This is a genomic window from Adlercreutzia sp. ZJ242 (assembly GCF_011038995.1).
In the GTDB taxonomy this organism is placed as follows: Bacteria; Actinomycetota; Coriobacteriia; order Coriobacteriales; family Eggerthellaceae; genus CAAEEV01.
In genome coordinates, this window is the sequence record NZ_JAAKEE010000043.1 from 1 (window position 1) to 20,227 (window position 20,227).

The window sequence follows — 20,227 nt, forward strand, 5'->3', positions numbered from 1 at the left end:
AGCGCAGGGCCGTGGCCGAGCGCTACTGGGAGCTGCTGGGCGGCGTGCCCGGGGTCAAGGCCTGCGTGCCGCCGGAGGGAGTCAGGCACAACTACGCCTACATGCCCGTCGTCTTCGACCCGACCGTCTTCGGCGCGACCCGAGACGACGTGTTCGACGCGCTCGCGAAGGAGGAGATAGGCGCCCGCAAGTACTTCCACCCGCTCGTCAGCGCCTACGCCTGCTACAGGGGCCGCTTCGATGCCGCGGACACGCCGGTCGCGCGCGAGGCGGCCGCCAGGGTGCTGACGCTTCCCCTCTACGCCGACCTGGCGCTTCCGGACGTGGATAGGATATGCGGGATAGTGAGAGGATGCGTGAGGTAGATGGCCAAGAAGCTGCTCGTACTGGGGGGGTCGAGGTACATATTCCCCGTCATCGACGCGGCGCACGAGATGGGCGTGGAGGTCGTCACCGCCGACTACCTGCCCGGCAACGTCGCGCACGCGCGGTCTGACCGCTACGTGAACGTGAGCATCGTCGACAGGGAGGCCGTCCTGAGATGCGCCGACGAGGTCGCGGCGGACGGCGTCATGAGCTTCGCCGCCGACCCCGGCGTCGCCTCGGCCGCCTACGCGGCCGAGAGGCTCGGCCTCCCCTTCCAGGGGAGCTGCGAGGCGGTGGGGATCCTGCAGGACAAGGGGCGCTTCCGCGCCTTCCTGCGCGACAACGGGTTCAACTGCCCGCAGTCGCGCGTGTTCTCCTCCGCCGACGAGGCCGTGGCGCACGCGGGCGAGGTCCCCTTCCCCGTCATCGTGAAGCCGACGGACTCGGCGGGCTCGAAGGGCTGCACGCGCGTGGGCTCGGCCGACGGGCTCCGGGCCGCCGTCGACTACGCGCTCAAGTTCTCGCTCGGCGGGAGGTGCATCGTCGAGCAGTTCCTCGAGAAGGCGCACCCCTCCTCCGACGCCGACGGCTTCACCGTCGACGGAAGGTTCGAGTGCGTGTCGTTCACCTCCCAGCTGTTCGACCCCGCGGCCCCTAACCCCTACGCGCCGGCCGCCTACGCCATGCCCCCCTCCATGCCGGAAGGCGCCCTGCGCCAGCTCGAGGCCGACCTGCAGCGCCTGTCGGACCTGCTTCACCTCGGCAGCGGCGTCTACAACATCGAGACGCGCGTGGCCTCAGACGGGCTGCCCTACATCATGGAGGTGAGCCCGCGCGGCGGCGGCAACCGCCTGAGCGAGATGCTCCGGCTCGCGACCGCGGGGAGGACCGACCTGGTCAGGGCCTCGGTGCAGGCCGCCCTCGGGATGCCCGTCGAGGGCGTCGGGGCGCCCGAGTACGACGGCTTCTGGTACCAGCAGATCGTCCACGCGGGGCGCGACGGCGTCTTCGGGGGGATCGAGTACGCGCCGGGGTTCAGGGAGGCCCACGTTGCCGACGAGCAGCTGTGGGTGCCCGTCGGGGCGAGGGTCGGCGGCTTCACGGCGGCGAACTTCGCGTTCGGCAGCGTGATGATGCGCTTCGGCGCGCAGGCCGAGCTCGAGGACTTCGACGCCAACAAGGAGGACTACATGAGGGTGAGGGTCTCGTGACGGGCGCGCTAAGGGAGATCGGCGGCTACCTCGAGCTCGAGCGCTTCTCCGGGCAGCCGTACCACCGGGCCGAAGACGGGGCCGTGGCGCTCAACAGCGGGCGCGCCTGCCTGGAGTACCTCATAGAGCTGCGCGGGATGGAGGCGATCTGGCTGCCCGACTGGCTGTGCTCCTCCGTGCCTGCCGCCTGCGCCAAGCACGGCGTGGAGGTCCGCACGTACCGGGTCGGCTGGGACATGCGGCCAGCTTACGACTTCGAGGTCACCGAAGGAGAATATCTGTACCTCGTGGACTACTACGGCCAGCTCGACGCTGCGGACGTGGAGGAGGCGGGGGCGCGCTCGGGCGGGAGGCTCGTCGTGGACGAGGCCCAGGGGTTCTTCCGCCCTCCGTGGCCCGGCGCGGACACGCTCTACACCTGCCGGAAGTTCTTCGGCGTGGCGGACGGCGGCTACCTCTACGCGGGGGACGGCGCGAGGCTTGCCCGCGAGCTGCCGCGGGACGAGTCGCACGGGCGCATGGGCTTCGTGCTCGGCCGCTTCGAGCGCCCGGCCGGCGAGTTCTTCGCGCAGGCGCGGGCCAACAACGAGCGGTTCGCCGACGAGCCCGTGAAGTTGATGTCGCCGATCACGGAGAACGTCATGCGCGCGATCGACTACGAGGCTGTGCGGGAGAGGCGCGACGCGAACTGGAGGGTGCTGGACGAGGCGCTGCGCGACGTGAACGGCCTGCGGTCGAAGGCCCCCGACGGGGCGTTCATGTACCCGCTGCTCGTCGAGGGCGCCGACGGCGTCCGTCAAAGGCTGGCGGCCGAGGGCGTATTCGTCCCGACGCTGTGGCCGAACTGCCTCTCCGAGCGCGGCGGGGGCTCCGTCGCGCTCAGGTACTCGAGGGACGTCCTCCCCCTCCCCGTCGACCAGCGGTACGGGTGGGAGGACATGGAGCATATGGTTGACGTATTGAGGAGGTTTGAGGCATGACCGCATCGCTGGCGGGAAAAAGGCTCTTGGTCCTCGGCGCTTATGCGAGCGAGGTCGAGATAGTGAGGCAGGCCCAGGCAATGGGCGTGTACGTAATCGTGACGGACAACCACGAGGACTGGCGCGACGCGCCTGCCAAGTACGCGGCCGACGAGGCGTGGGACGTCAGCTGGTCCGACACGGGCGCGCTCTTGGAGAGATGCGCCGAGCGCCCGGTCGACGGCGTCATCGCGGGCTTCAGCGAGAGGAGGGTGGCGTGCGCGCAGCGCCTGGCGTCAGCCCTGGGGCTCCCCTTCTACGCCGACGGGGCCAAGCTCGACGTCATCCTGCGCAAGGACGCCTTCAGGTCGGCATGCGAGTCCGCCGGAGTCGCCGTCCCGCGATCCTACTCGGTCGGCGACGCCGAGCCGCCGGTCATCGTCAAGCCGGTTGACAACGGGGGGTCGAGGGGAATCACGGTCTGCCGCGACCGCGGGGAGGTGGAGGCCGCCTGCCTCAGGGCCGCCTCCTTCTCCGACGCGGGCGCGGTGGTGATAGAGGACTACATCGTCGCCGACGAGGCGATGGTCTACTACGTCGTCCACGACGGGGTCGCCACGCTCTCGGCGATGTGCGATCGCTACATGCACAGCTTCGACCCGGGCATAACGCAGCTGCCCGTGGGCTACCTGTTCCCATCCAGGCACCTCGCGCTCTTCGAGGGCGAGCACGACGAGCGCTTCAGGAGGCTCATCTCCGACCTTGGCATCGCTAACGGGCTCATCGCCTTCCAGTGCTTCGTCAAGAACGGCGAGGTGATTCCGTTCGACCCCACCTACAGGCTCGACGGGACGATGGCCTACCGGGCCACGGAGGCGGTGAACGGCACGAGCGCCCTGGAGATGCTCATCAGGATGTCCCTGACCGGGTCGATGGGGGAGGCGGCGGCGATAGAGGCCCGCGAGACCCCCCACTTCCCCAAGACGTGCTTCGAGCTGCCCGTGTTGCTCGGAAGGGGCAGGGTCGGAACGGTCGAGGGGGAGGAGGCCGTCAGGTCCGTGGACGGGGTCTACTTCGTCGACTGGAAGGTGGCCGTCGGGGACGTGATGAAGGAGAGGGCCGGCTTCTCCCAGATGGCGTGCCGCGTCCAGCTGACCGCGGACGGCGAGGAGAGCCTGCGCGCGCGGCTGTCCGAGGTGTACGCCGCGGTGAGGGTCCTTGACGAGTACGGCGACGACATGGTCATCTACAGGGAGCCCCGCGCCCTCGCCTGCGGGGAGGTGTCCAGATGAGGGTGTCGATCATCGGCGCCGGCTGCGTGGGGAGCGTCATCGCGACCAGGCTCTGCTCGGTTGAGGGGGCGGAGGTCACCCTGCTCGCCCTCGGGGAGCGCGCCGACAGGCTCCGCAGCCGGGGGCTCGTCGTCAACGGCCGGCGCTACGACATACCGCTCCTCCCCCCGGGAGCAGACGAGCCGGACCTCGTCGTCGTGTGCGTGAAGAACTACCAGCTCGAGCGGGCCTGCTCGGAGCTGAGGGGGTGGATCGGGCCCGAGACGGTCATACTGCCGCTGCTCAACAGCATCTCCCCGGTTCCCGCCATAAGGGAGCACCTGCCCGGCCAGCGCGTGCTCTACGGCTACATCTCGAGGATCGACGCGTCGAGGGACGGCGAGCGCTTCGAGTACCACATCGCGGGCGATATCCACTTCGGGCACGCCGCCAACGCCGGGGAGGACCCGTTCGTGGGCGAGGTCGCGCGCCTGCTCTCGGAAGCGGGCTTCGCCGTCTCGGTTGACGCGGACATGGTGCGCAGCGTGTGGAGGAAGTGGATGCTCAACGTCGGCGCCAACCAGATATCCGCCCTGACCGAGGCGGACTACGTGCAGTTCGGCAGGATCCCCGACATCGAGAAGGTGCTGAGGATGGCGATGGGCGAGCTGCTAGCGCTCGCGCAGAGGGAGGGCGTGGGGCTGCGCGAGTCAGACGTCGACGAGCTCGTCGAGTACCTCACGACGTACCCGTACCCCAAGAAGACGTCGATGCTCCAGGACGTCCTGGCCAGGAGGAAGACGGAGGTGGAGGCGATCTCGGGTGAGGTCCTGCGCCTCTCCGAGAAGTGGGGCCAGCCGTGTCCCGTCAACGAGACGATGTACTGCCTGATCAAGGCGAAGGAGCAGGCCTATCTCTATGGCGAGTCCTGAGAGGAGCGACCGCATGGAAGCAGGAGCGCGCAGCCGCGTTCACGAGACGGCGAGGGTCTACAGGGACGTCAAGGTGATCGACTCCGAGGTCGGCCCCTTCTGCTGCCTCGCCGATGACGTCGAGATCCGAGGGGTGAGGATGGAGGGGCACTCCGAGCTAGGGCGAAGGTGCCTGGCCTTCGACTCGGTGCTCGGGTACGGCTCCTACGTGGGGGACAACGCCGTCGTCAAGTCGGCGGACATCGGCAGGTACAGCTCCATATCCTACAACTTGAGCATAGGGGGGGGGAACCATGACTACCTCTCCGCCTCGACCTACACCCCGTATTGGTGGAAGCGGACCTTCGGGGTGGAGGTGGAGGGCGAGGCCCGCCCCCGGCGCACGACCATAGGCAGCGACGTCTGGATAGGCTGCGGCTCGAGCGTCCTCGCGGGCGTCTCCGTCGGGGACGGCGCCGTAGTGGGGGCGGGGGCCCTCGTGAACAGGGACGTGCCCCCGTATGCGATCGTGGTGGGGGTTCCGGCGAAGGTGCTGAAGTGGCGGTTTCCCCGGGAAACGCGGGAGAGGCTCCTCGCATGCAGGTGGTGGGACTATCCCCCCGAGGTGATCGCCTCCAACGCGGAGCTGTTCCGGGGCGAGCTCACCGAGGAGAAGCTGGCCCTTGTCGAGAGGCTGGGCGGGTCGCTCTCCGAACCGCCCGGGCAGGGATGACGCTTGCGGCTCCCATGTTGGAGCCGCGTTTAGGAGGAGTGCTTTGAAGGGAATAATACTCGCGGGAGGGTCGGGCACCCGGCTCTACCCCGTGACCAAGGCGGTCAGCAAGCAGCTGCTGCCGGTGTACGACAAGCCGCTGGTGTACTACCCGCTGTCCGTGCTCATGCTCGCGGGCATGCGCGAGGTGCTCGTCATATCCACGCCCGACGACGTGGGCAGCTACAGGAAGCTGCTCGGCGACGGGTCGGACCTGGGCATGAGGCTCGAGTACGCCGTCCAGGAGCGCCCCGAGGGGCTCGCCCAGGCCTTCGTCATCGGGCGGGACTTCATCGGAGATGACTGCGTGGCGCTCGTGCTCGGCGACAACGTGTTCCACGGCCACGACCTCACCCGCGTGCTCCTGCGCGCCAGGGGGAAGGTGGAGTCCGGGGGCGGCGCCGTCGTGTTCGGCTACCCGGTCAGGGACGCCCGCGCCTTCGGCGTGGTGGAGTTCGACTCCGCGGGGCGCGTCGTCGGCATCGAGGAGAAGCCGGAGCGCCCCAAGTCGAGCTACGCGGTGCCGGGGCTGTACTTCTACGACGGCCGCGTGTGCGACATAGCGGCGGGCGTCGAGCCCTCCGCGCGCGGGGAGCTCGAGATCACGAGCGTGAACAACGCCTACCTCGCGGCCGGCGAGCTTCGCGTCGAGCTCATGGGGCGCGGCATGGCGTGGCTTGACACCGGCACCCCGGAGGGCCTGCTCAAGGCGGCCGAGTACGTGGAGGCCGTGCAGTCGAGGCAGGGCTTCTACGTGGCCTGCGTGGAGGAGATAGCCTACCGCCGCGGGTTCATCGGCGCCGAGAGGCTGCACGGGCTCGGCGAGGCGCTCGCGAAGACCGCCTACGGGCGCTACCTCATGGCCGTGGCCGACGAGGGGCTCGGGCGAGATGCGGGGCGGCCCGCCTAGAAGCGGGCGCCCGAGGACCCCAGGAACCTTGACAACCGGATAATGGAAGAGTGGTGCGCGATGGCGGATGCGTTCAACCCGAGAAATATCATAGTCACCGGGGGCTGCGGCTTCATCGGCAGCAACTTCACCCGCTGGGTGGTGGAGAACACGGACTGCGACGTGGCGGTGCTCGACAAGCTCACCTACGCCGGCAACCCCGCCAACATCGCGGGCCTGCCGGATGGCAGGGTGAAGCTCGTCGTGGGCGACGTATGCGACGAGGCGCTCCTCGGCGAGCTGGTCCCGGAGGCCGACGCCGTCGTCCACTTCGCGGCGGAGTCCCACAACGACAACTCCATCGCGGGCCCCGAGCCCTTCCTCAGGACCAACGTCGAGGGCACATACCGCCTCCTCGAGGCGTGCAGGAGGTTCGGCAAGAGGATGCACCACGTGTCCACCGACGAGGTGTACGGCGACCTGGCCCTCGACGACCCGGCCAGGTTCACCGAGGAGACCCCGTACCGCCCGAGCAGCCCCTACTCGTCCACCAAGGCGGCGAGTGACATGCTCGCGCGCGCCTGGCACCGCACCTACGGCGTCCCGGTCACGATATCGAACTGCTCGAACAACTACGGCCCCTACCAGCACGTGGAGAAGTTCATCCCCCGGCAGGTGACCAACTTGATCGACGGCGTCCGCCCCAAGCTCTACGGCGACGGGCTCAACGTCCGCGACTGGATCCACGCCGAGGACCACTCGAGCGCCGTGTGGGCGATCCTCACGCGGGGACGCGTCGGCGAGACCTACCTCATAGGGGCGGACGGCGAGAGGTCCAACATCGACGTGCTCCGCGAGGTCCTGCGCGCCTTCGGCCGCCCCGCCGACGACTTCGACTGGGTGCGCGACCGCCCGGGCCACGACCGCCGCTACGCCATCGACAGCTCGAAGCTGCGAGCCGAGCTCGGCTGGGAGCCCAGGCACACGGACTTCGCCGAGGGCCTGGCCGAGGTCATCCGGTGGTACCGCGACAACGAGTCCTGGTGGCGTCCCGCCAAGGGGGCCACCGAGCGGAAGTACGCCGCGCAGGGGCAGTAGCTACTGCCCGATCACCCCTCCGGACTGAAGCGCGAGCCCGACGAGGCGCTGTGGGCTGCAGGCATGAAGAAAGCGCCGGATATATGTGAAATACTCACCAATCGGGCGCTTTGCTGCCGCGATCATACCACCCCTACTTGATCCTGACAACCCCGCCCCGCTTGCTCACGTAGAGGATGCGCCGGGCGTGCGTCAGGCTGGCGGCCCACTTGCGCACCTCCCGCTCCACGGCGGCGTCGGAGAGCCCGCGCATCCTGCGCGCGTCGAACACGACGTCGCGCGACTGGCGGAGCGCGGCGCGGAGGTGCTTCTGGACGACCCTCAGGCTCCCGGAGGTCGGGGACTTGACCTCCCATACCACCCCGTCGGCCTCGAGGTCGGCCGAGGTCACGCGCTCGCCCCGCGTGCGGCGCACGAACTCAACGTCCATCCCCGCGTCGGCGAGGGCGCGGGCCGTGTCCATCTCGTGCGGCAGCACGTTGAGGTCCGACGGCGCCTTGATGGTCCCGATCCGCTTCTCCACGGCGTGCTCCCTCCTCGCTCGGGCGGGGTTCGCTATGAGGCGAATCATACGCCTTCAAATGACGTGTCTGCAACTGTAAATTGATCGACTTATGGCAGACCTGCGCGGATTTTGCCCGCGCGTGGCCGGAACAGGGCATGTGGGGCTGTCGCTGGCGGTGCTGCTGGCGCAGAGGAGCCATGTTGACGCCGTGGACGTGGCTGCCGAGAAGGTGGAGAGGCTCACCAGGTGGAGTCGCCAACACGTACCTGGCCCTGTGCATCTCCTGCTTCAACGAGCTCGACACCTGTGTTTCTGCAAGATTGCTGAATCAGGGACGGAGCGCTTTTGGCGCAACGTGCCCGGCGAGATGCTGCAAACGCGAAGAAAGCGCTTGAGGGAGGTAAATTGCATACCGTTCAAGCGCTTTATGCGTGCATGATAGCACGGCTCTAGACGCGAAGAAAACTCTCTTGCTTGAATTCGTGCTTGTTATAAATCAGATCGTATTCTATCAAAAAGCGTAGTATCGGCTATTTATTAATCGAATTATGATGAGCTAATGCAGGTCGTGCTAGATTCTTCTCTTAAGCCCTGAAAGCCAAAAGCGAACAACATGACTTTCCCCTGGGCGGCTTGAATCCCGCCGTCATCCAGATGCGGCTGGGCGCACGCGTGCGCACCTTGCGCGACGAGCGCGGGCTTACGCAGGTTGACCTCGCGCGCGTCTCGGACATGGACCGCTCACAGCTGGCCGCCATCGAGACGGGGCGGCGCAACGTCACGCTTGCCAACCTCGCGCGCCTCGCGGGTGCGCTTGGCGTCACGCTCGCCCAGCTGCTCGACGGCGTAGACGGTTGATGGGGCGGCGAGGCCGGGGGCAGATCTCTGCGGAATCAGTTGTCCGTCGATCATTCCCGAGGATTCGTGCGCCTGTCAAGAAAGTCGGCGAATTTGAGGAGCCTTGCAGCCCGAAGTCCCGCGATCTCCTCTGTCATGGTGCGGGGCGGATGCTTCTTTGCGGCAACAAGTGATCTTACTGCTGAGAGAACGCCTTCCGGATCCTCCTCAACAACCCTCATGATGAAGTCATCAGGATGTATTGCGCGAACTCCCACTCCCTCGAGCGAAGACTCGGGGAAGTCTTTCAGGTTATACGTGATCACAACTCCGCAGCCTCCCAGAACAGCGCCCGCGACGACATGACGATCATTTGGGTCAGGGAGCACTATTCCGTCCAGATCACCAGCCTCGATCACCACGGCAGCGCACTCAAAGGCTGCGTCGATCTCGCCCAGGTACTTCGTGACCCAACCCCTGTCCCTGTTCATCCCGCAAAGCGCTTCGCATGCCTCCTCCATGATCCTGTCTGACCATCGCGGCTCAAAAAATCCCCGTTCGGCAAGCGTAAGAAGAATGTCCGTCGTCCATGTGGAGACGAGGACGTTGGCGTCTACAAAGACTTTACCCGGGCTGCTCACGAAAGGCCGTCCAGGTAAGCGGAGAGGCTGCCTGAATACTCCTCGCCGTACATTCCCGCCTTGTCCGCCGCAACGCGCGCATCCTCCAAGTGGGCGTGCCTTACGGCCTTGGATTCATTGTCGAAAGCCATGAGGTCGGAAAGCATGACTGACCTGTAGCCCGTTCCCAAGCGAGAGCCAGGAAGCCTTCCGGAATCGATGAGGCGAGCGACTGTGCGAGGCGAGGTTCCAAGGATGGCGGCTGCCTGTCCCGTGGTAAGCCGCATGTCCGCCGCCTCTTCGCCGCTCTCCGAGGAGAGCCCTAGCGCATGCAGGAACGCTACAACCGATTCATATGCTGCCTTGTCAAGTTTTATCGTATTGCCTTGCATGTCAGTCAACGTTGCTGCTGGAATTGTTGCCGTTGAGCCATCCATCGCTAACGCCTCCTATCACGGGATCCGCTCTTGCGCTATTTTACCAAGAACTGCCAAAACTGACAACATAAGTAGTGCTTTGAGACCCTCGCCTCGGGTCTTAATTCGTGTGGGGCAACTGGCCAAACCTTATGTTTAATCAGAAGGCCACTTTTCGTCTTCTTTTTCTTGAGGTGGACGATTTCTCGAGAGGAAGAAAGATGGTCGAGCGCTCGGGATTGACCTGCTCGCTCAGGACGGGACTCTTGTGCCCGGCGTCAAGCCAGTTCTGCACCATGTTGGGCATGCCGCTGCCAGCGCATTCGCCGACGTACACGAGCGAGAACATCTTCATCATCGTTTCGTTGCGCGGGTTGGAGTTGCCGCCAAGATAGGCGTCTTGTAAGTACGTATTCAAGAAAGGTTGTTGAGTCGTACGGTGATGCTCTCTCCCAATGCATCTGGCGTAGCGAAACGTATTGAATGGATGATTCTGGGAATGGTGGCATGCGGGCTTGCACGCTGCTACGATGTGGTCGTGAGCATAGCTATGCTGGGGAGGCGGTCATGCCAGACATCGGCGGAATAGCAGACGTTATCAGGGATCGCATCGAACCTGAAAAGGAAGCGGCGCCCATCGAGGCTCATCAATCTTGCAAGCTTAAATCGCCTCATGTGGTGCATGATCTTTTCGGCATTGAGTTAGGCGCGATCGAACCTCTTGATCGATTTGATGCCATTATGGCCGCTGTCGACGAGAGGCTTGACGCTTGCGAGGGGTCCGAGCCGACTATCGAAGAGATTGTGGACTTGTGCTGAGAGGATCCGTCAGATTAAGGGCGTCAAGGGGCTTTAGCGAAAAAGAAGGATCTTGAAAATATAGAATAAATGTTCTATAATTCCTCTTGGGAAGGGGGAGGGATTTATGCTTCGCTTTAGGGATCCTGTTCATGGGCTTATCGATGTTACAGAAGACGAATGCGCCATCATTGATACGAGGGCTTTTCAGCGCTTGAGGAGAATAAAGCAGCTTGCAACAACCTATATGGTCTACCATGGAGCGGAGCATACGCGTTTCGGGCATTCTATAGGGGTTATGCATTTAACCTCACGGGTGTTTGATTCAGTTTTAGAGAAGAATCCCGATCTGTTCGGGGGCGATAAAGCCGCAATAGCTTACTACCGACAGCTGCTGCGTCTCGTGGGGCTTACTCATGATCTGGGGCACCCTCCTTTTTCACATGCCTCTGAGGACCTTTTCCGAGAGGGGAGAGTTCACGAGGACTATACTCGCGATATCCTCTTTAGTCCTGAGCTGCGAAATGCGATCGAAAGGGTTAACCGATCGTTTCATGACGAATACAGCTCCGATTTTCAAATCACTCCTGAGGCCATTTGGCTCGCTTACACGGGAGATGATGTCCTAAGCGAGCTCTACCAATCGCCAGAGTTTCCTTTCTTGAAGTCCCTTATGGACAGCGAGCTCGACTGTGACAAGATGGACTATCTTCTTCGGGACTCCTACTACTGCGGGGTGAACTACGGGAGCTTTGATTTAGGACGCCTCGTTGACTCTTTCACAGTTTACAAGGGAGAGAACGAGGATCAGCTCAAGCTCGCCATAGCCGCTGACGGTGTTCAGGCTGTTGAAGAGTTTGTTCTCGCGCGATACTTCATGTTCATCCAGGTGTATTTCCATAAGACAAGGAGGCTGCTTGACAAGCGTTTGGTGTCGTCACTCAAGGAGATACTGCCAGAAGGAGCATTTCCTCTTGATGTTGAGGAATATCTTGCATGGGATGACATGCGAGTATTGAGCGAGCTATCTTCAGGTGAGGTAAGCAAGCCGGCCTCGTTGTTCTTAGGTCGGGAGACCATGCACTGCGTATTCTCTTCAAAGCCGCATACAGGGAGAGAAGGCCGAAAGCTCTACAACTTAGCCGAGAAGCAGGCTCGCACTATTCTTCTAGGCAAAGATTCGATTGACGAGGCGAATTTGGGCGATCATCTTATGCTCGACTTTCCAAGAAAGCCGGTGCACAAAATATCACCTGAGCTAGAAGATGAGCGGGGAATTCCCGTTGTGTTCGAGAGCGGCAAGAGGCCGTCTTCCTTGCTTGAGGAATCGGTATTGTTGGATAGCCTCAGAGATAACGAAATTGCAATTAAACGTCTGTATGTTTCCTCCGAATACCGCAATGAGGTGGAAAGCGCGCTCTGCCAGTATTTATAATGCCTGTGATAGAAGGGAGATCGTCTCATGGTCGCACATGTCGAGTTGCTCTATATCACTTCTCTTGGCCAGGATCATAAGGTTGATGATCTGGGGAAGAAAAAATTCCAGAAGCTCGTTTATTTGATCGAGACGCTGGGGGACGTGGATCTCGGCTATCAATATCAGATTCATCTCTATGGGCCGTTCTCCAAAGCCCTTGATGATGACCTTCGTGAGTTGTCCTCAGCGGGTCAGGTTGCTTACACTCGGCAAAACCGCTCTTATCTCTTGAGCCTGACGCGTGAAGGTGAAGCGGCTCTTTCTTCTGAGAAGAGGGATGAGCAGCTGGACTTTTCCGCTATTGAGTGCGTCTTCGATGAGTTTTCATCCCGATCTCCTCGTGATCTAGAACTGCTCACTACGTCATGTTTCGTAATGAAAAAGCTAGGTGCCAGAGCCAATCGGGATACGCTAAAGAGTTGTGTCAGCCGAATCAAGGGCTCGAAGTTTGCGCCTGAAGATATTGATCGATCTGTCGAAGAGGCCTTCTCGTTGATGACGGCGCGGGCTTAGGCGCTTGCTTTCGTGTAGAAGTCCCTCGCTTCGTTCTCGCTTCATTCTCGGCTTGCAAACTTTTACCCAAATTTGATGCGGATGGGCGGGGTTTCCTCGCGGGGGCGCGTTACAATGGCGAAATGATCTACTACGTTGAAGATGACACCAACATCCGCGACCTCACCGTCTACGCGCTCAAGCAGGCGGGGTTCGAGGCGCGAGGGTTCGCCCATGCCGACGAGTTCTTCGCCGCATGCCGCGAGGAAGTCCCCGAGCTCATCCTGCTCGACATCATGCTGCCCGACATTGACGGGCTCGAGATCCTGCGCCGCGTGCGCGCCGACGAGTCCACCTCCACGCTGCCGGTGATGATGCTCACCGCGAAGGGCACCGAGTACGATACCGTGTGCGGCCTCGACGCAGGCGCCGACGACTACCTCGCCAAGCCCTTCGGCATGATGGAGCTCGTCTCGCGCGTGAACGCGCTTCTGCGCCGCGCGCAGACGCAGCAGCAGGCGCAGGCCACGGCGGGCGAGCCCGAGGGCGAGCTCTCGGTCGGCCCCATCGTGCTCTCGCCCGCCGCGCGCACCGTGGTGGTGGGCGGCACCCCCGTGTCCCTCACGCTCAAGGAGTTCGACCTCCTGCACGCCCTCATGCGCAACCGCGGGCACGTCCTCACGCGCGCCCAGCTGCTCGAGGACGTGTGGGGCGTCACGTACGTGGGCGAGACGCGCACGGTTGACGTGCACATCCAGACGCTGCGCCAGAAGCTCGCGCGCGCGAAGGAAGGCGCTGACCTGCTCATCGGCACGGTGCGCGGCGTGGGCTACTGCCTGAGGGTCATCGAGTAGGGTCTCATGACCACGTCGCGCCGCGGCACGCGGAGCCTCTCGGGCAAGATCTTCTCAACGGTTCTGGTGTTCACGCTGTGCGTGATCGCGGTGATGTCGGTCGTGCTCACGAGCATCTACTACGTGTCGTTCGAGCGCGACGGCGAGATGCGCCTGATGTCGCAGGCGCGCAACGCAGCGGTGTACCTGAACGAGGCGTCGAGCGGGAGCAACCTCTCCACCTTGGAGGAGCAGTTCGCGGGGCTCGTGCGCTTCACGCTCATCGACCCTGACGGCGTGGTGCTCTTCGACAGCTCGACGCCCGACGCGTCCACGCTTCCCAACCACGCCAGCCGTCCCGAGGTGCAGGCCGCGGAGGCCTCGGGCGAAGGCGCCGTCACGCGCTTCTCCGAGACGCTCGGCACCGACACCGTGTACGCGGCGGTGCTCCTCGATGACGGGTCGGTCGTGCGCCTGTCGGAGTCGCGCGAGTCGCTGCTGGCCTTCGCGGGCGGCCTGATCGTCCCCGTCGTCACGGCCTTCGCGGTGGCGGCGCTGCTCGTGCTCATGCTGTCGCGCCTGCTCACGCGGCGCATCATGAAGCCCATCGACGCACTTGACTTCTCTGACCCGCTCGAGAACGAGATCTACGAGGAGATGAGCCCGCTTCTGGTGCGCATCGACGAGCAGCAGCGCCAGCTGAAGGCGCAGAACGAGGAGCTCGCCCGCGCCGAGAGCCTGCGCCGCGACTTCTCCGCGAACGTGTCGCACGAGATGAAGACGCCGCTGCAGGTGATCTCCGGCTACGCCGAGCTGATGGAGAGCGGCCTGGTGCCGCCCGAGGACACGGCGCGGTTCGCGGGTCTCATCTACTCCGAGTCGCAGGCCATGCGCTCGCTGATCAACGACGTGCTCACGCTCTCGCGCCTCGACGAGGTGCAGACGCCGCTCGAGCACGAGGCGATGGTACTTGTGGACGTGCTCGGCGTGGCGAGGCGCGCAGCGGGCCGCCTGACGATGCTGGCCAACGAGCACGACGTGAGCGTGGAGGTGAGCGGGACCGGCGCGGTCATGCGCGGCAACGAGACGCTCGTGGAGGAGATGGCGTACAACCTGATCGAGAACGGGATCCGCTACAACCATGCGGGCGGCTCGGTCAAGGTGGTCGTCTGTGAGGAGGAAGGCGCGCCGCTCGCGGGCGCGGCGGCTGGCGAAGGGGAGGGTGCAGCGCATGCGGGCGCGGCCTCGCCGGCGCTGGGGGGCGCTGCTGCAGCGCATGCGGGCGCAGCGACGGCAGCGAGTGCGGCGCACGCGCAGCGCCAGGTGGTCGTGCGCGTGACCGACACGGGCCCGGGCATCCCCGCCGACAAGCACGAGAAGATCTTCGAGCGCTTCTACCGCATGGAGAAGAGCCGCTCGAAGGAGACGGGCGGCACGGGCCTCGGCCTCGCCATCGTGAAGCACGCCGTGCTCTACCACGGCGGCACCATCGTGGTAGAGAGCGAGCTGGGGCACGGGACGACGTTCATCCTGAGGTTCCCTGCCGAGTAGTTGTTACTTTGTCAAGACTTTTCATGCGAGGTTGTTTGCCTATACTGAAGTCAGGTTCTGCTTCCGCCATATTTTGCGATGGACCGATGAATATGATTGAGGGAGCTCAAGATAGCGGGTGGAATGGAGATTCGCGTCCGTTGACGCGAAAGCCAGGAGGCCAGCTGCGAGCACCCACCTTTTGAGGTGGGTTCATCCTCCTGGTGGGGGCAGGGCCTTATAGGAGCGAAAAGGGGAGCCGCACATCGTGCGGCTCCCCTTCGTCATGCGCTATGTCTCTTGCGGCTCTTGCGCGGCGCTAGCCCTGGTCGCCTCCGTTGGAGCGGGCGTTGTTGGCCGCTGCCGCAGCGCTGCTCGCGCTGCTGGAGGCGCTGCTGCTCGCGCTGCTGGAGGCGCTGCTCGAGGAGGAGGGCGTGGGCGGCTTCTTCGACGGATCCTCGCCCTTCGACACCGTGATGGTGATCGAGGCGCCGTCCTCCACCTTCGACCCCGCGCTCGGGCTCTGGTCGATCACGAGGCCCGCCGGCGCGTCATCCGAGTACGCGTACTTGGTGGTCACCTTGAGGCCCGCGTCCTGAAGCGCACCGAGGGCTCCCGACTCGCCGTAGCCGATCACGTTGGGCACCGTGATGTCCTCAGGGCCGAGCGACATCACGTAGTCGATGGTCGAGCCCTTGTCAGCCTTGTCGCCGGCCGCGGGGCTCTGGATCATGATGTGGTCCTTCTCGTACTCCGAGGAGTTCTGGCTGCCCGTGTAGTTGATGGTGAAGTTGCTGCCCACCTTGCTCTTCGCCTGCTCGAGCGTGCATCCGCGCAGGTCAGGCACGGTGATTTGCTCGGTGCCCTGCGAGATGGTCAGCGTTATCTTGGTGCCTGCGGGCTTGCTCTCCTCGGCCTTCGGGCTCTGGCTGATGACCAGGCCCTCCTCGACTGACGCGTCGTAGGTGTAGTTGGGCGCGCCCACCTCGAAGCCGGCGCCCTCAAGCGTCTCGACGGCCTGCTCGTAGGTCGAGCCTACCACGTTGGGCACTGGCGTGCCCTTGTCTCCCTCGCTGCTCATGAAGGCGTACGCTATGCCCGCCACCAGCGCGATGGCGAGCACCGCCACCAGCGCGATGATAGCGCCGCGCTTCGACTTCTTGGGGGGCTCGGCGCGGTAGCTCGTGGAGCCGCCGTAGCTGGCGCCGCCGGCATGTCCGCCCGTGCCGCCCACGGTGGGCATGGTCTGCGTGGCGTCGACGGGAACGGCGCCGCCCCCGGCCACGGGGCCGATCACGCGCGTCTGCGCCTCGGTGAAGTTGTTGCGGCCGCCGGCGACGCTGACGGCGCGCCCGGCCAGAAAGTCGTTGAGCGCCAGGCGCATGTCGTTCGCCGTGGCGAAGCGGTCGGCCGGGTTCTTCTCGAGCGCCGTGAGGATGATGTCCTCGAGCGCCGGGTCGATGTCGGGGTTGACCTCGCTCGGGGCGGGCGGGTACTCCTTCACCTGCTTGAGGGCCACGCCCACGGCGTCGGGCCCGTCGAAGGGGAGCTTGCCGGTGGTCGCCTCGTACAGCACGATGCCGAGCGAGTAGATGTCGCTCGCGGCGGTGAGCTCCTTGCCCTGCGCCTGCTCGGGCGAGATGTAGTGCGCCGTGCCCAGGACCGAGGAGGTCTGGTCGTTCACGGAGTTCTTCGCGCGCGCGATGCCGAAGTCCATCACCTTGGCGTTGCCGTCGGGCTGCACCATGATGTTCTGCGGCTTGATGTCGCGGTGGATGATGTCCTGGTTGTGCGCCACGGTGAGCGCCTGGCACACCTGCGCGCCGATCTCCGCGGCCTTGCGCTGGCTGATGGCGCCGCGCTGCTGGATGGCGGTCTTGAGGTCGGAGCCGCGCACGAACTCCATGACGATGAAGTAGGTGTCGTCATCCTGGCCCCAGTCGTACACGTTGACGATGTAGGGGCTCTGCAGGTTGGCCGCGGCGGCGGCCTCCTGGCGGAAGCGGCGCGTGAAGTCCGGGTCGGCGGCGTACTGGGGCAGCATCACCTTGACGGCGACCGATCGGCCGAGCACGTTGTCCTGCGCACGGTAGACCTCTGCCATGCCGCCGATGCCGATGCGATCATTGATCTGATAACGGCCGCTGAAGACCCTGCCGGTCATTGGTCCTTGTGTTGCCACCTTAGTCGCTCCTTTTGCTCACATTCTTCGTACGTCTCAGCTGCGTTGTAATGCGATTTCAGCCAGCATACCCCATTGTAGCGGGGGCATCGCGCGTCATCGCACCATTTCACGGTTATCTATAAAACTCCTTGCACCGAAAGCGCGGTTTGCAGCACCAAACGCGCTTGCGCGTCTGCGGAGGCGGACTTCCCCACTTCCTCGAGCGTGATCGCCACCACCACGCGCGGGCTCTCGGCGGGTGCGACGCCCACGAACCAGCTGCTGTCCTGCTTGCCCGCGGACTCGGCGGTGCCCGTCTTGCCTGCCACGGTGATGCCGGGGATGGCGGCCTCGGCGCCGGTGCCGCGCGACACGACGCCCTTGAGCACCTCGAGCGTGCGCTGCGCGGTGCTCGCGGTGACGGCCTGCATGAGCTTGGCGGGTTTGGCCGTGAAGCTGCGCTCGCCGTTGGCGTTGTAGACGCCGTCCACCAGGTAGGGCTGCATGATGGTGCCGTCGTTGGCGATGGCGCATCCCACGAGCGCCATCTCCAGCACGGTGGCCTGCGGGCCGGCCGGGCTCGGATGGCTGGCCGTCCTGCTCTCGCCGACGGGCTCGCCCGCGGCAGCCCACGCCGTCTCCCACGTGGTCATGTCCTCAGGGTCGGGCATGAGCGAGGTGGACAGCGGCAGGTCGAAGTCGATGTCCTGGTTGAAGCCGAAGTCCTCGGCGCCGGCTACGAGGCGCTCGGGGCCCATGAGCTCGCCGAGCTGGCCGAACACGGTGTTCGAGGAGAGCTCGGTGGCACGCGCCAGCGTGATGGTGCCGTAGGCGCGCTCGTCGAAGTTGGTCACCTTGGCGTTGCCGATCTCCATGCTGCCGGGCGAGTTGAACGTGGTGTCCTCCTCCGCCACCCCGTCCTCCAACGCGGTGGCCAGCGTGACCATCTTGAAGGTGGAGCCCGGTGCGTAGACGGCCTGCGTGGCGCGGTTGAACAGCGCGCTCGAGTCGGAGTCGCTGGAGCTCGCGGCGGCGAGGAGGTCCTCGATGGCGGAGGCGTCGTAGGTGGGCGAGGAGGCCAGCGCGAGCACCGCGCCCGTCTCGGGGTCCATGACCACGCAGGCGCCGGTGTAGCCGGCCAGCGCGTCCTGGGCGGCCTGCTGGATCTTCGAGTTCAGCGTGAGGGCGACGTCGTTGCCCGGCGTGCTCACGCCCGCGAGCGAGTTGATGGCGTCGGTCCAGGTGGCGTAGTTCTCCTGGCCTTTGAGCGTGTCGTTGTAGGCGGCTTCGATGCCGCTGGTGCCGAAGCGCTCGGAGGCGTAGCCCACCACGTGCGAGGCCAGCTCGCCGGCGGGGTAGAGGCGCGTGTAGGAGCCGTCGTCGCCCTTCACGGACTGGGCGAGCACCACGCCGTCGTAGGTCGAGATGGTCCCGCGCTCGGTCTGAGACTCGCGCGCGAGCGTGTGCCCGTTGCCCGGCATGCTCTGGTAGTCCTTGGCCTGGACCACCATGATCATCGTGATGTTCGCCACCAGAAGCGCGAACATCACCGAGAACACGATGATCGCGCCCGTGAGGTTCTTGCCGAGCGACACGCGCCCGAGCACGCTGTTCGCCGAGAACGTGGAGGTGGCGCTCGCCATCTCCTTGCCGAGGCCGGTGCCCTCGTCGCCGCAGCGCAGAAGCAGGCCCAGGATGATGAAGCCCGCCAGAAGCGACGAGCCGCCCTGGCTCACGAAGGGCAGCGTGATGCCCGTGAGCGGGATGAGGCGCGTGACGCCGCCGACGATGATGAACGCCTGCAGCACGATGATGGAGGTGAGGCCCGCTGCGGTGAACGAGCTGACGTCGGACTTCGCGCGCGCCGCGGTGAGGATGCCGCGGATGGCGAAGCAGAGGAACAAAAGCAGCACGCCCGCCGCGCCGAGCAGCCCCGTCTCCTCGGCGATGGCGGCGAAGATGAAGTCGTTCTCCACGTAGGGGATGAGGTCGGCCATGCCGCGGCCGATGCCGACGCCGAACAGCCCGCCGTCGGCCATGGAGTAGATGCCCTGCACCACCTGGTAGCCGGCGCCCGAGGCGTCGGCGAAGGGGTCGAGCCAGATGTCGACGCGCTGCTGCACGTGGGTGAAGCCCATCCACAGCACCACGGCGGCCGCGCCCGCGAGCAGGGCGCCCACGGCCACGTAGAGCTTCTTGCCCGTGGCCACGTAGAGCATCACGAGGAACACGGTGAACAGCACGAGCGCCGAGCCGAGGTCCTTCTCGAGCACGACGATGACGAACGCGAGCGCCCACATGACGAGCAGGGGTATGAGCGTGGGGAGCGAGGGCAGGCGGAAGGGGCCCACGTCCCAGGTGAACACGGAGAGCATCTCGCGGTTCTGCGCGAGGTAGGCTGCGAGGAACAGCACGATGCAGATCTTGGCGATCTCGCCGGGCTGGAACGAGAACGACCCCACCTGCAGCCACAGGCGGCTGCCGTTGATCTCGGTGCCGACGACGGGGAGCATGGGCGCGAGCAGGAGCAGCACGCCCGCGATCATGAGCGTGTACTTGTAGTGCGCGAGCTTGTCGAGGTTGCGCACGACGGCGAGCACCACGACCATGCAGGCGACGCCTGCGAACAGCCATAGGAGCTGGCGCGATGCCAGGTCGGGCGCCAGGCGCGTGACGAACGCGATGCCGATGCCCGACAGCGCGAAGGTGATGGGTAGAAGCGCCGGGTCCGCCTCGGGCGCGAGCTTGCGCACGGCGAGGTGGGCTATCACGAAAGCGGCGAAGATGCCGATGGGCACGCCGAGGGTGTTGAAGGACAGCTCCTGGCCGCCGGTGACCACCATCATGGCGAACAGCACGATGACGAGGGGCGCGGCTATGACGAGGAGCAGAAGCTCGATGTTGCGGCGCGTCACGCGGCATCACCGCTCGCGGCGGGGGCGGGGTTGGCGGCTGCTGAGGCGGAGGCGGAGCTCGCGGGGCTTGGCGCGCCCTGCGCGCCTGCGCCCGCCGGGTTGGCGGCGCCCTGTGCGCCCTGTGCGCCCGTGCCCTGCGCGCCCGCGCCGCCGTTCGCGCCTG

At 65.0% G+C, this 20,227-nt stretch carries 20 protein-coding genes; 14 read left to right on the top strand and 6 right to left on the bottom strand.

Going from position 1 to position 20,227, the window contains the following annotated elements; genetic code table 11:
• The 8 genes from G7Y49_RS09475 to rfbB all read left to right on the top strand — a co-directional run.
• The coding region (locus G7Y49_RS09475) for a DegT/DnrJ/EryC1/StrS family aminotransferase (protein WP_206214620.1) at window positions 1-365 on the top strand (365 nt) is incomplete at its 5' end.
• A complete protein-coding gene (locus tag G7Y49_RS09480) occupies window positions 366-1,577 on the top strand; it encodes an acetyl-CoA carboxylase biotin carboxylase subunit family protein (RefSeq protein WP_165173227.1) in 1,212 nt (403 codons plus the stop codon). It abuts the gene before it with no gap.
• A complete protein-coding gene (locus G7Y49_RS09485; protein ID WP_165173228.1) occupies window positions 1,574-2,557 on the top strand; it encodes a hypothetical protein in 984 nt (327 codons plus the stop codon). Before G7Y49_RS09480 ends, G7Y49_RS09485 begins: the two co-directional genes overlap by 4 nt.
• Complete coding sequence (locus G7Y49_RS09490) at window positions 2,554-3,828, top strand: carbamoyl-phosphate-synthetase (protein ID WP_165173229.1); 1,275 nt, start codon at window positions 2,554-2,556, stop codon at window positions 3,826-3,828. Before G7Y49_RS09485 ends, G7Y49_RS09490 begins: the two co-directional genes overlap by 4 nt.
• Complete coding sequence (locus G7Y49_RS09495; RefSeq protein ID WP_165173230.1) at window positions 3,825-4,739, top strand: ketopantoate reductase family protein; 915 nt, start codon at window positions 3,825-3,827, stop codon at window positions 4,737-4,739. The genes G7Y49_RS09490 and G7Y49_RS09495 overlap by 4 nt, the downstream gene beginning before the upstream one ends.
• 13 nt (window positions 4,740-4,752) lie before the next feature.
• Complete coding sequence (locus G7Y49_RS12420) at window positions 4,753-5,451, top strand: CatB-related O-acetyltransferase (protein WP_304518561.1); 699 nt, start codon at window positions 4,753-4,755, stop codon at window positions 5,449-5,451.
• Between the two features lie 43 nt (window positions 5,452-5,494).
• Window positions 5,495-6,400 (top strand): glucose-1-phosphate thymidylyltransferase RfbA, encoded by a 906-nt coding sequence (rfbA, locus tag G7Y49_RS09505; protein WP_165173232.1) that lies wholly within the window; start codon window positions 5,495-5,497, stop codon window positions 6,398-6,400.
• Window positions 6,401-6,460: 60 nt separating this feature from the next.
• Window positions 6,461-7,477, top strand: a complete 1,017-nt coding sequence (gene rfbB, locus G7Y49_RS09510) for a dTDP-glucose 4,6-dehydratase (RefSeq protein ID WP_165173233.1) — start codon at window positions 6,461-6,463, stop codon at window positions 7,475-7,477.
• Between the two features lie 133 nt (window positions 7,478-7,610).
• Here the strand turns inward: rfbB and G7Y49_RS09515 are convergent, their stop codons facing one another.
• On the bottom strand, window positions 7,611-8,000 hold the full coding sequence (locus G7Y49_RS09515; protein ID WP_165173234.1) for a hypothetical protein: 390 nt from the start codon (window positions 7,998-8,000) through the stop codon (window positions 7,611-7,613).
• A gap of 615 nt (window positions 8,001-8,615) precedes the next feature.
• Here G7Y49_RS09515 and G7Y49_RS09520 point away from each other — a divergent pair.
• Window positions 8,616-8,840, top strand: coding sequence for a helix-turn-helix domain-containing protein (locus tag G7Y49_RS09520; protein ID WP_241157372.1), 225 nt, complete (start codon window positions 8,616-8,618; stop codon window positions 8,838-8,840).
• A gap of 50 nt (window positions 8,841-8,890) precedes the next feature.
• On the opposite strand, the gene G7Y49_RS09525 is transcribed toward G7Y49_RS09520, so the two are convergent.
• From G7Y49_RS09525 to G7Y49_RS09535, 3 genes are all read right to left on the bottom strand, one after another.
• Entirely contained in the window at window positions 8,891-9,460 is a 570-nt protein-coding gene (locus tag G7Y49_RS09525) for a PIN domain-containing protein (protein WP_165173235.1), read from the bottom strand.
• Window positions 9,457-9,876, bottom strand: a complete 420-nt coding sequence (locus G7Y49_RS09530; RefSeq protein WP_165173236.1) for a helix-turn-helix domain-containing protein — start codon at window positions 9,874-9,876, stop codon at window positions 9,457-9,459. The genes G7Y49_RS09525 and G7Y49_RS09530 overlap by 4 nt, the downstream gene beginning before the upstream one ends.
• Window positions 9,877-10,015: 139 nt before the next feature.
• On the bottom strand, window positions 10,016-10,213 hold the full coding sequence (locus G7Y49_RS09535; RefSeq protein ID WP_165173237.1) for a hypothetical protein: 198 nt from the start codon (window positions 10,211-10,213) through the stop codon (window positions 10,016-10,018).
• 209 nt (window positions 10,214-10,422) lie between these two features.
• Between G7Y49_RS09535 and G7Y49_RS09540 the strand changes: the two genes are divergently transcribed.
• The 5 genes from G7Y49_RS09540 to G7Y49_RS09560 all read left to right on the top strand — a co-directional run bounded on the left by G7Y49_RS09540 (window position 10,423) and on the right by G7Y49_RS09560 (window position 15,006).
• Window positions 10,423-10,674 carry a hypothetical protein gene (locus tag G7Y49_RS09540; RefSeq protein WP_165173239.1) on the top strand — a complete coding sequence of 84 codons (252 nt, stop codon included), beginning with the start codon at window positions 10,423-10,425 and terminating at the stop codon, window positions 10,672-10,674.
• 106 nt (window positions 10,675-10,780) lie between these two features.
• Entirely contained in the window at window positions 10,781-12,088 is a 1,308-nt protein-coding gene (locus tag G7Y49_RS09545; protein ID WP_165173241.1) for an HD domain-containing protein, read from the top strand.
• A gap of 27 nt (window positions 12,089-12,115) precedes the next feature.
• Entirely contained in the window at window positions 12,116-12,643 is a 528-nt protein-coding gene (locus tag G7Y49_RS09550; protein ID WP_165173243.1) for a hypothetical protein, read from the top strand.
• 122 nt (window positions 12,644-12,765) lie between these two features.
• Entirely contained in the window at window positions 12,766-13,476 is a 711-nt protein-coding gene (locus G7Y49_RS09555) for a response regulator transcription factor (protein ID WP_165173245.1), read from the top strand.
• 6 nt (window positions 13,477-13,482) lie between these two features.
• Window positions 13,483-15,006, top strand: a complete 1,524-nt coding sequence (locus tag G7Y49_RS09560) for an ATP-binding protein (protein WP_165173247.1) — start codon at window positions 13,483-13,485, stop codon at window positions 15,004-15,006.
• 298 nt (window positions 15,007-15,304) lie between these two features.
• Here the strand turns inward: G7Y49_RS09560 and pknB are convergent, their stop codons facing one another.
• Window positions 15,305-17,149 (bottom strand): Stk1 family PASTA domain-containing Ser/Thr kinase, encoded by a 1,845-nt coding sequence (pknB, locus tag G7Y49_RS09565; RefSeq protein ID WP_165173249.1) that lies wholly within the window; start codon window positions 17,147-17,149, stop codon window positions 15,305-15,307.
• Window positions 17,150-17,286: 137 nt separating this feature from the next.
• Window positions 17,287-20,064: an FtsW/RodA/SpoVE family cell cycle protein gene (locus G7Y49_RS09570; protein ID WP_165173251.1), complete on the bottom strand. Its 2,778-nt coding sequence runs from the start codon at window positions 20,062-20,064 to the stop codon at window positions 17,287-17,289.
• Window positions 20,065-20,227 lie beyond the last annotated feature (163 nt).

Coding starts and splice junctions, on each gene's coding strand:
- G7Y49_RS09480 (WP_165173227.1), top strand. CDS start 366: ATGGCCAAGAAGCTGCTCGTACTGGGGGGGTCGAGGTACATATTCCCC.
- G7Y49_RS09490 (WP_165173229.1), top strand. CDS start 2,554: ATGACCGCATCGCTGGCGGGAAAAAGGCTCTTGGTCCTCGGCGCTTAT.
- G7Y49_RS09495 (WP_165173230.1), top strand. CDS start 3,825: ATGAGGGTGTCGATCATCGGCGCCGGCTGCGTGGGGAGCGTCATCGCG.
- G7Y49_RS12420 (WP_304518561.1), top strand. CDS start 4,753: ATGGAAGCAGGAGCGCGCAGCCGCGTTCACGAGACGGCGAGGGTCTAC.
- rfbB (WP_165173233.1), top strand. CDS start 6,461: ATGGCGGATGCGTTCAACCCGAGAAATATCATAGTCACCGGGGGCTGC.
- G7Y49_RS09530 (WP_165173236.1), bottom strand. CDS start 9,876: ATGGATGGCTCAACGGCAACAATTCCAGCAGCAACGTTGACTGACATG.
- G7Y49_RS09535 (WP_165173237.1), bottom strand. CDS start 10,213: ATGATGAAGATGTTCTCGCTCGTGTACGTCGGCGAATGCGCTGGCAGC.
- G7Y49_RS09540 (WP_165173239.1), top strand. CDS start 10,423: ATGCCAGACATCGGCGGAATAGCAGACGTTATCAGGGATCGCATCGAA.
- G7Y49_RS09545 (WP_165173241.1), top strand. CDS start 10,781: ATGCTTCGCTTTAGGGATCCTGTTCATGGGCTTATCGATGTTACAGAA.
- G7Y49_RS09550 (WP_165173243.1), top strand. CDS start 12,116: ATGGTCGCACATGTCGAGTTGCTCTATATCACTTCTCTTGGCCAGGAT.
- G7Y49_RS09555 (WP_165173245.1), top strand. CDS start 12,766: ATGATCTACTACGTTGAAGATGACACCAACATCCGCGACCTCACCGTC.
- G7Y49_RS09560 (WP_165173247.1), top strand. CDS start 13,483: ATGACCACGTCGCGCCGCGGCACGCGGAGCCTCTCGGGCAAGATCTTC.
- pknB (WP_165173249.1), bottom strand. CDS start 17,149: ATGACCGGCAGGGTCTTCAGCGGCCGTTATCAGATCAATGATCGCATC.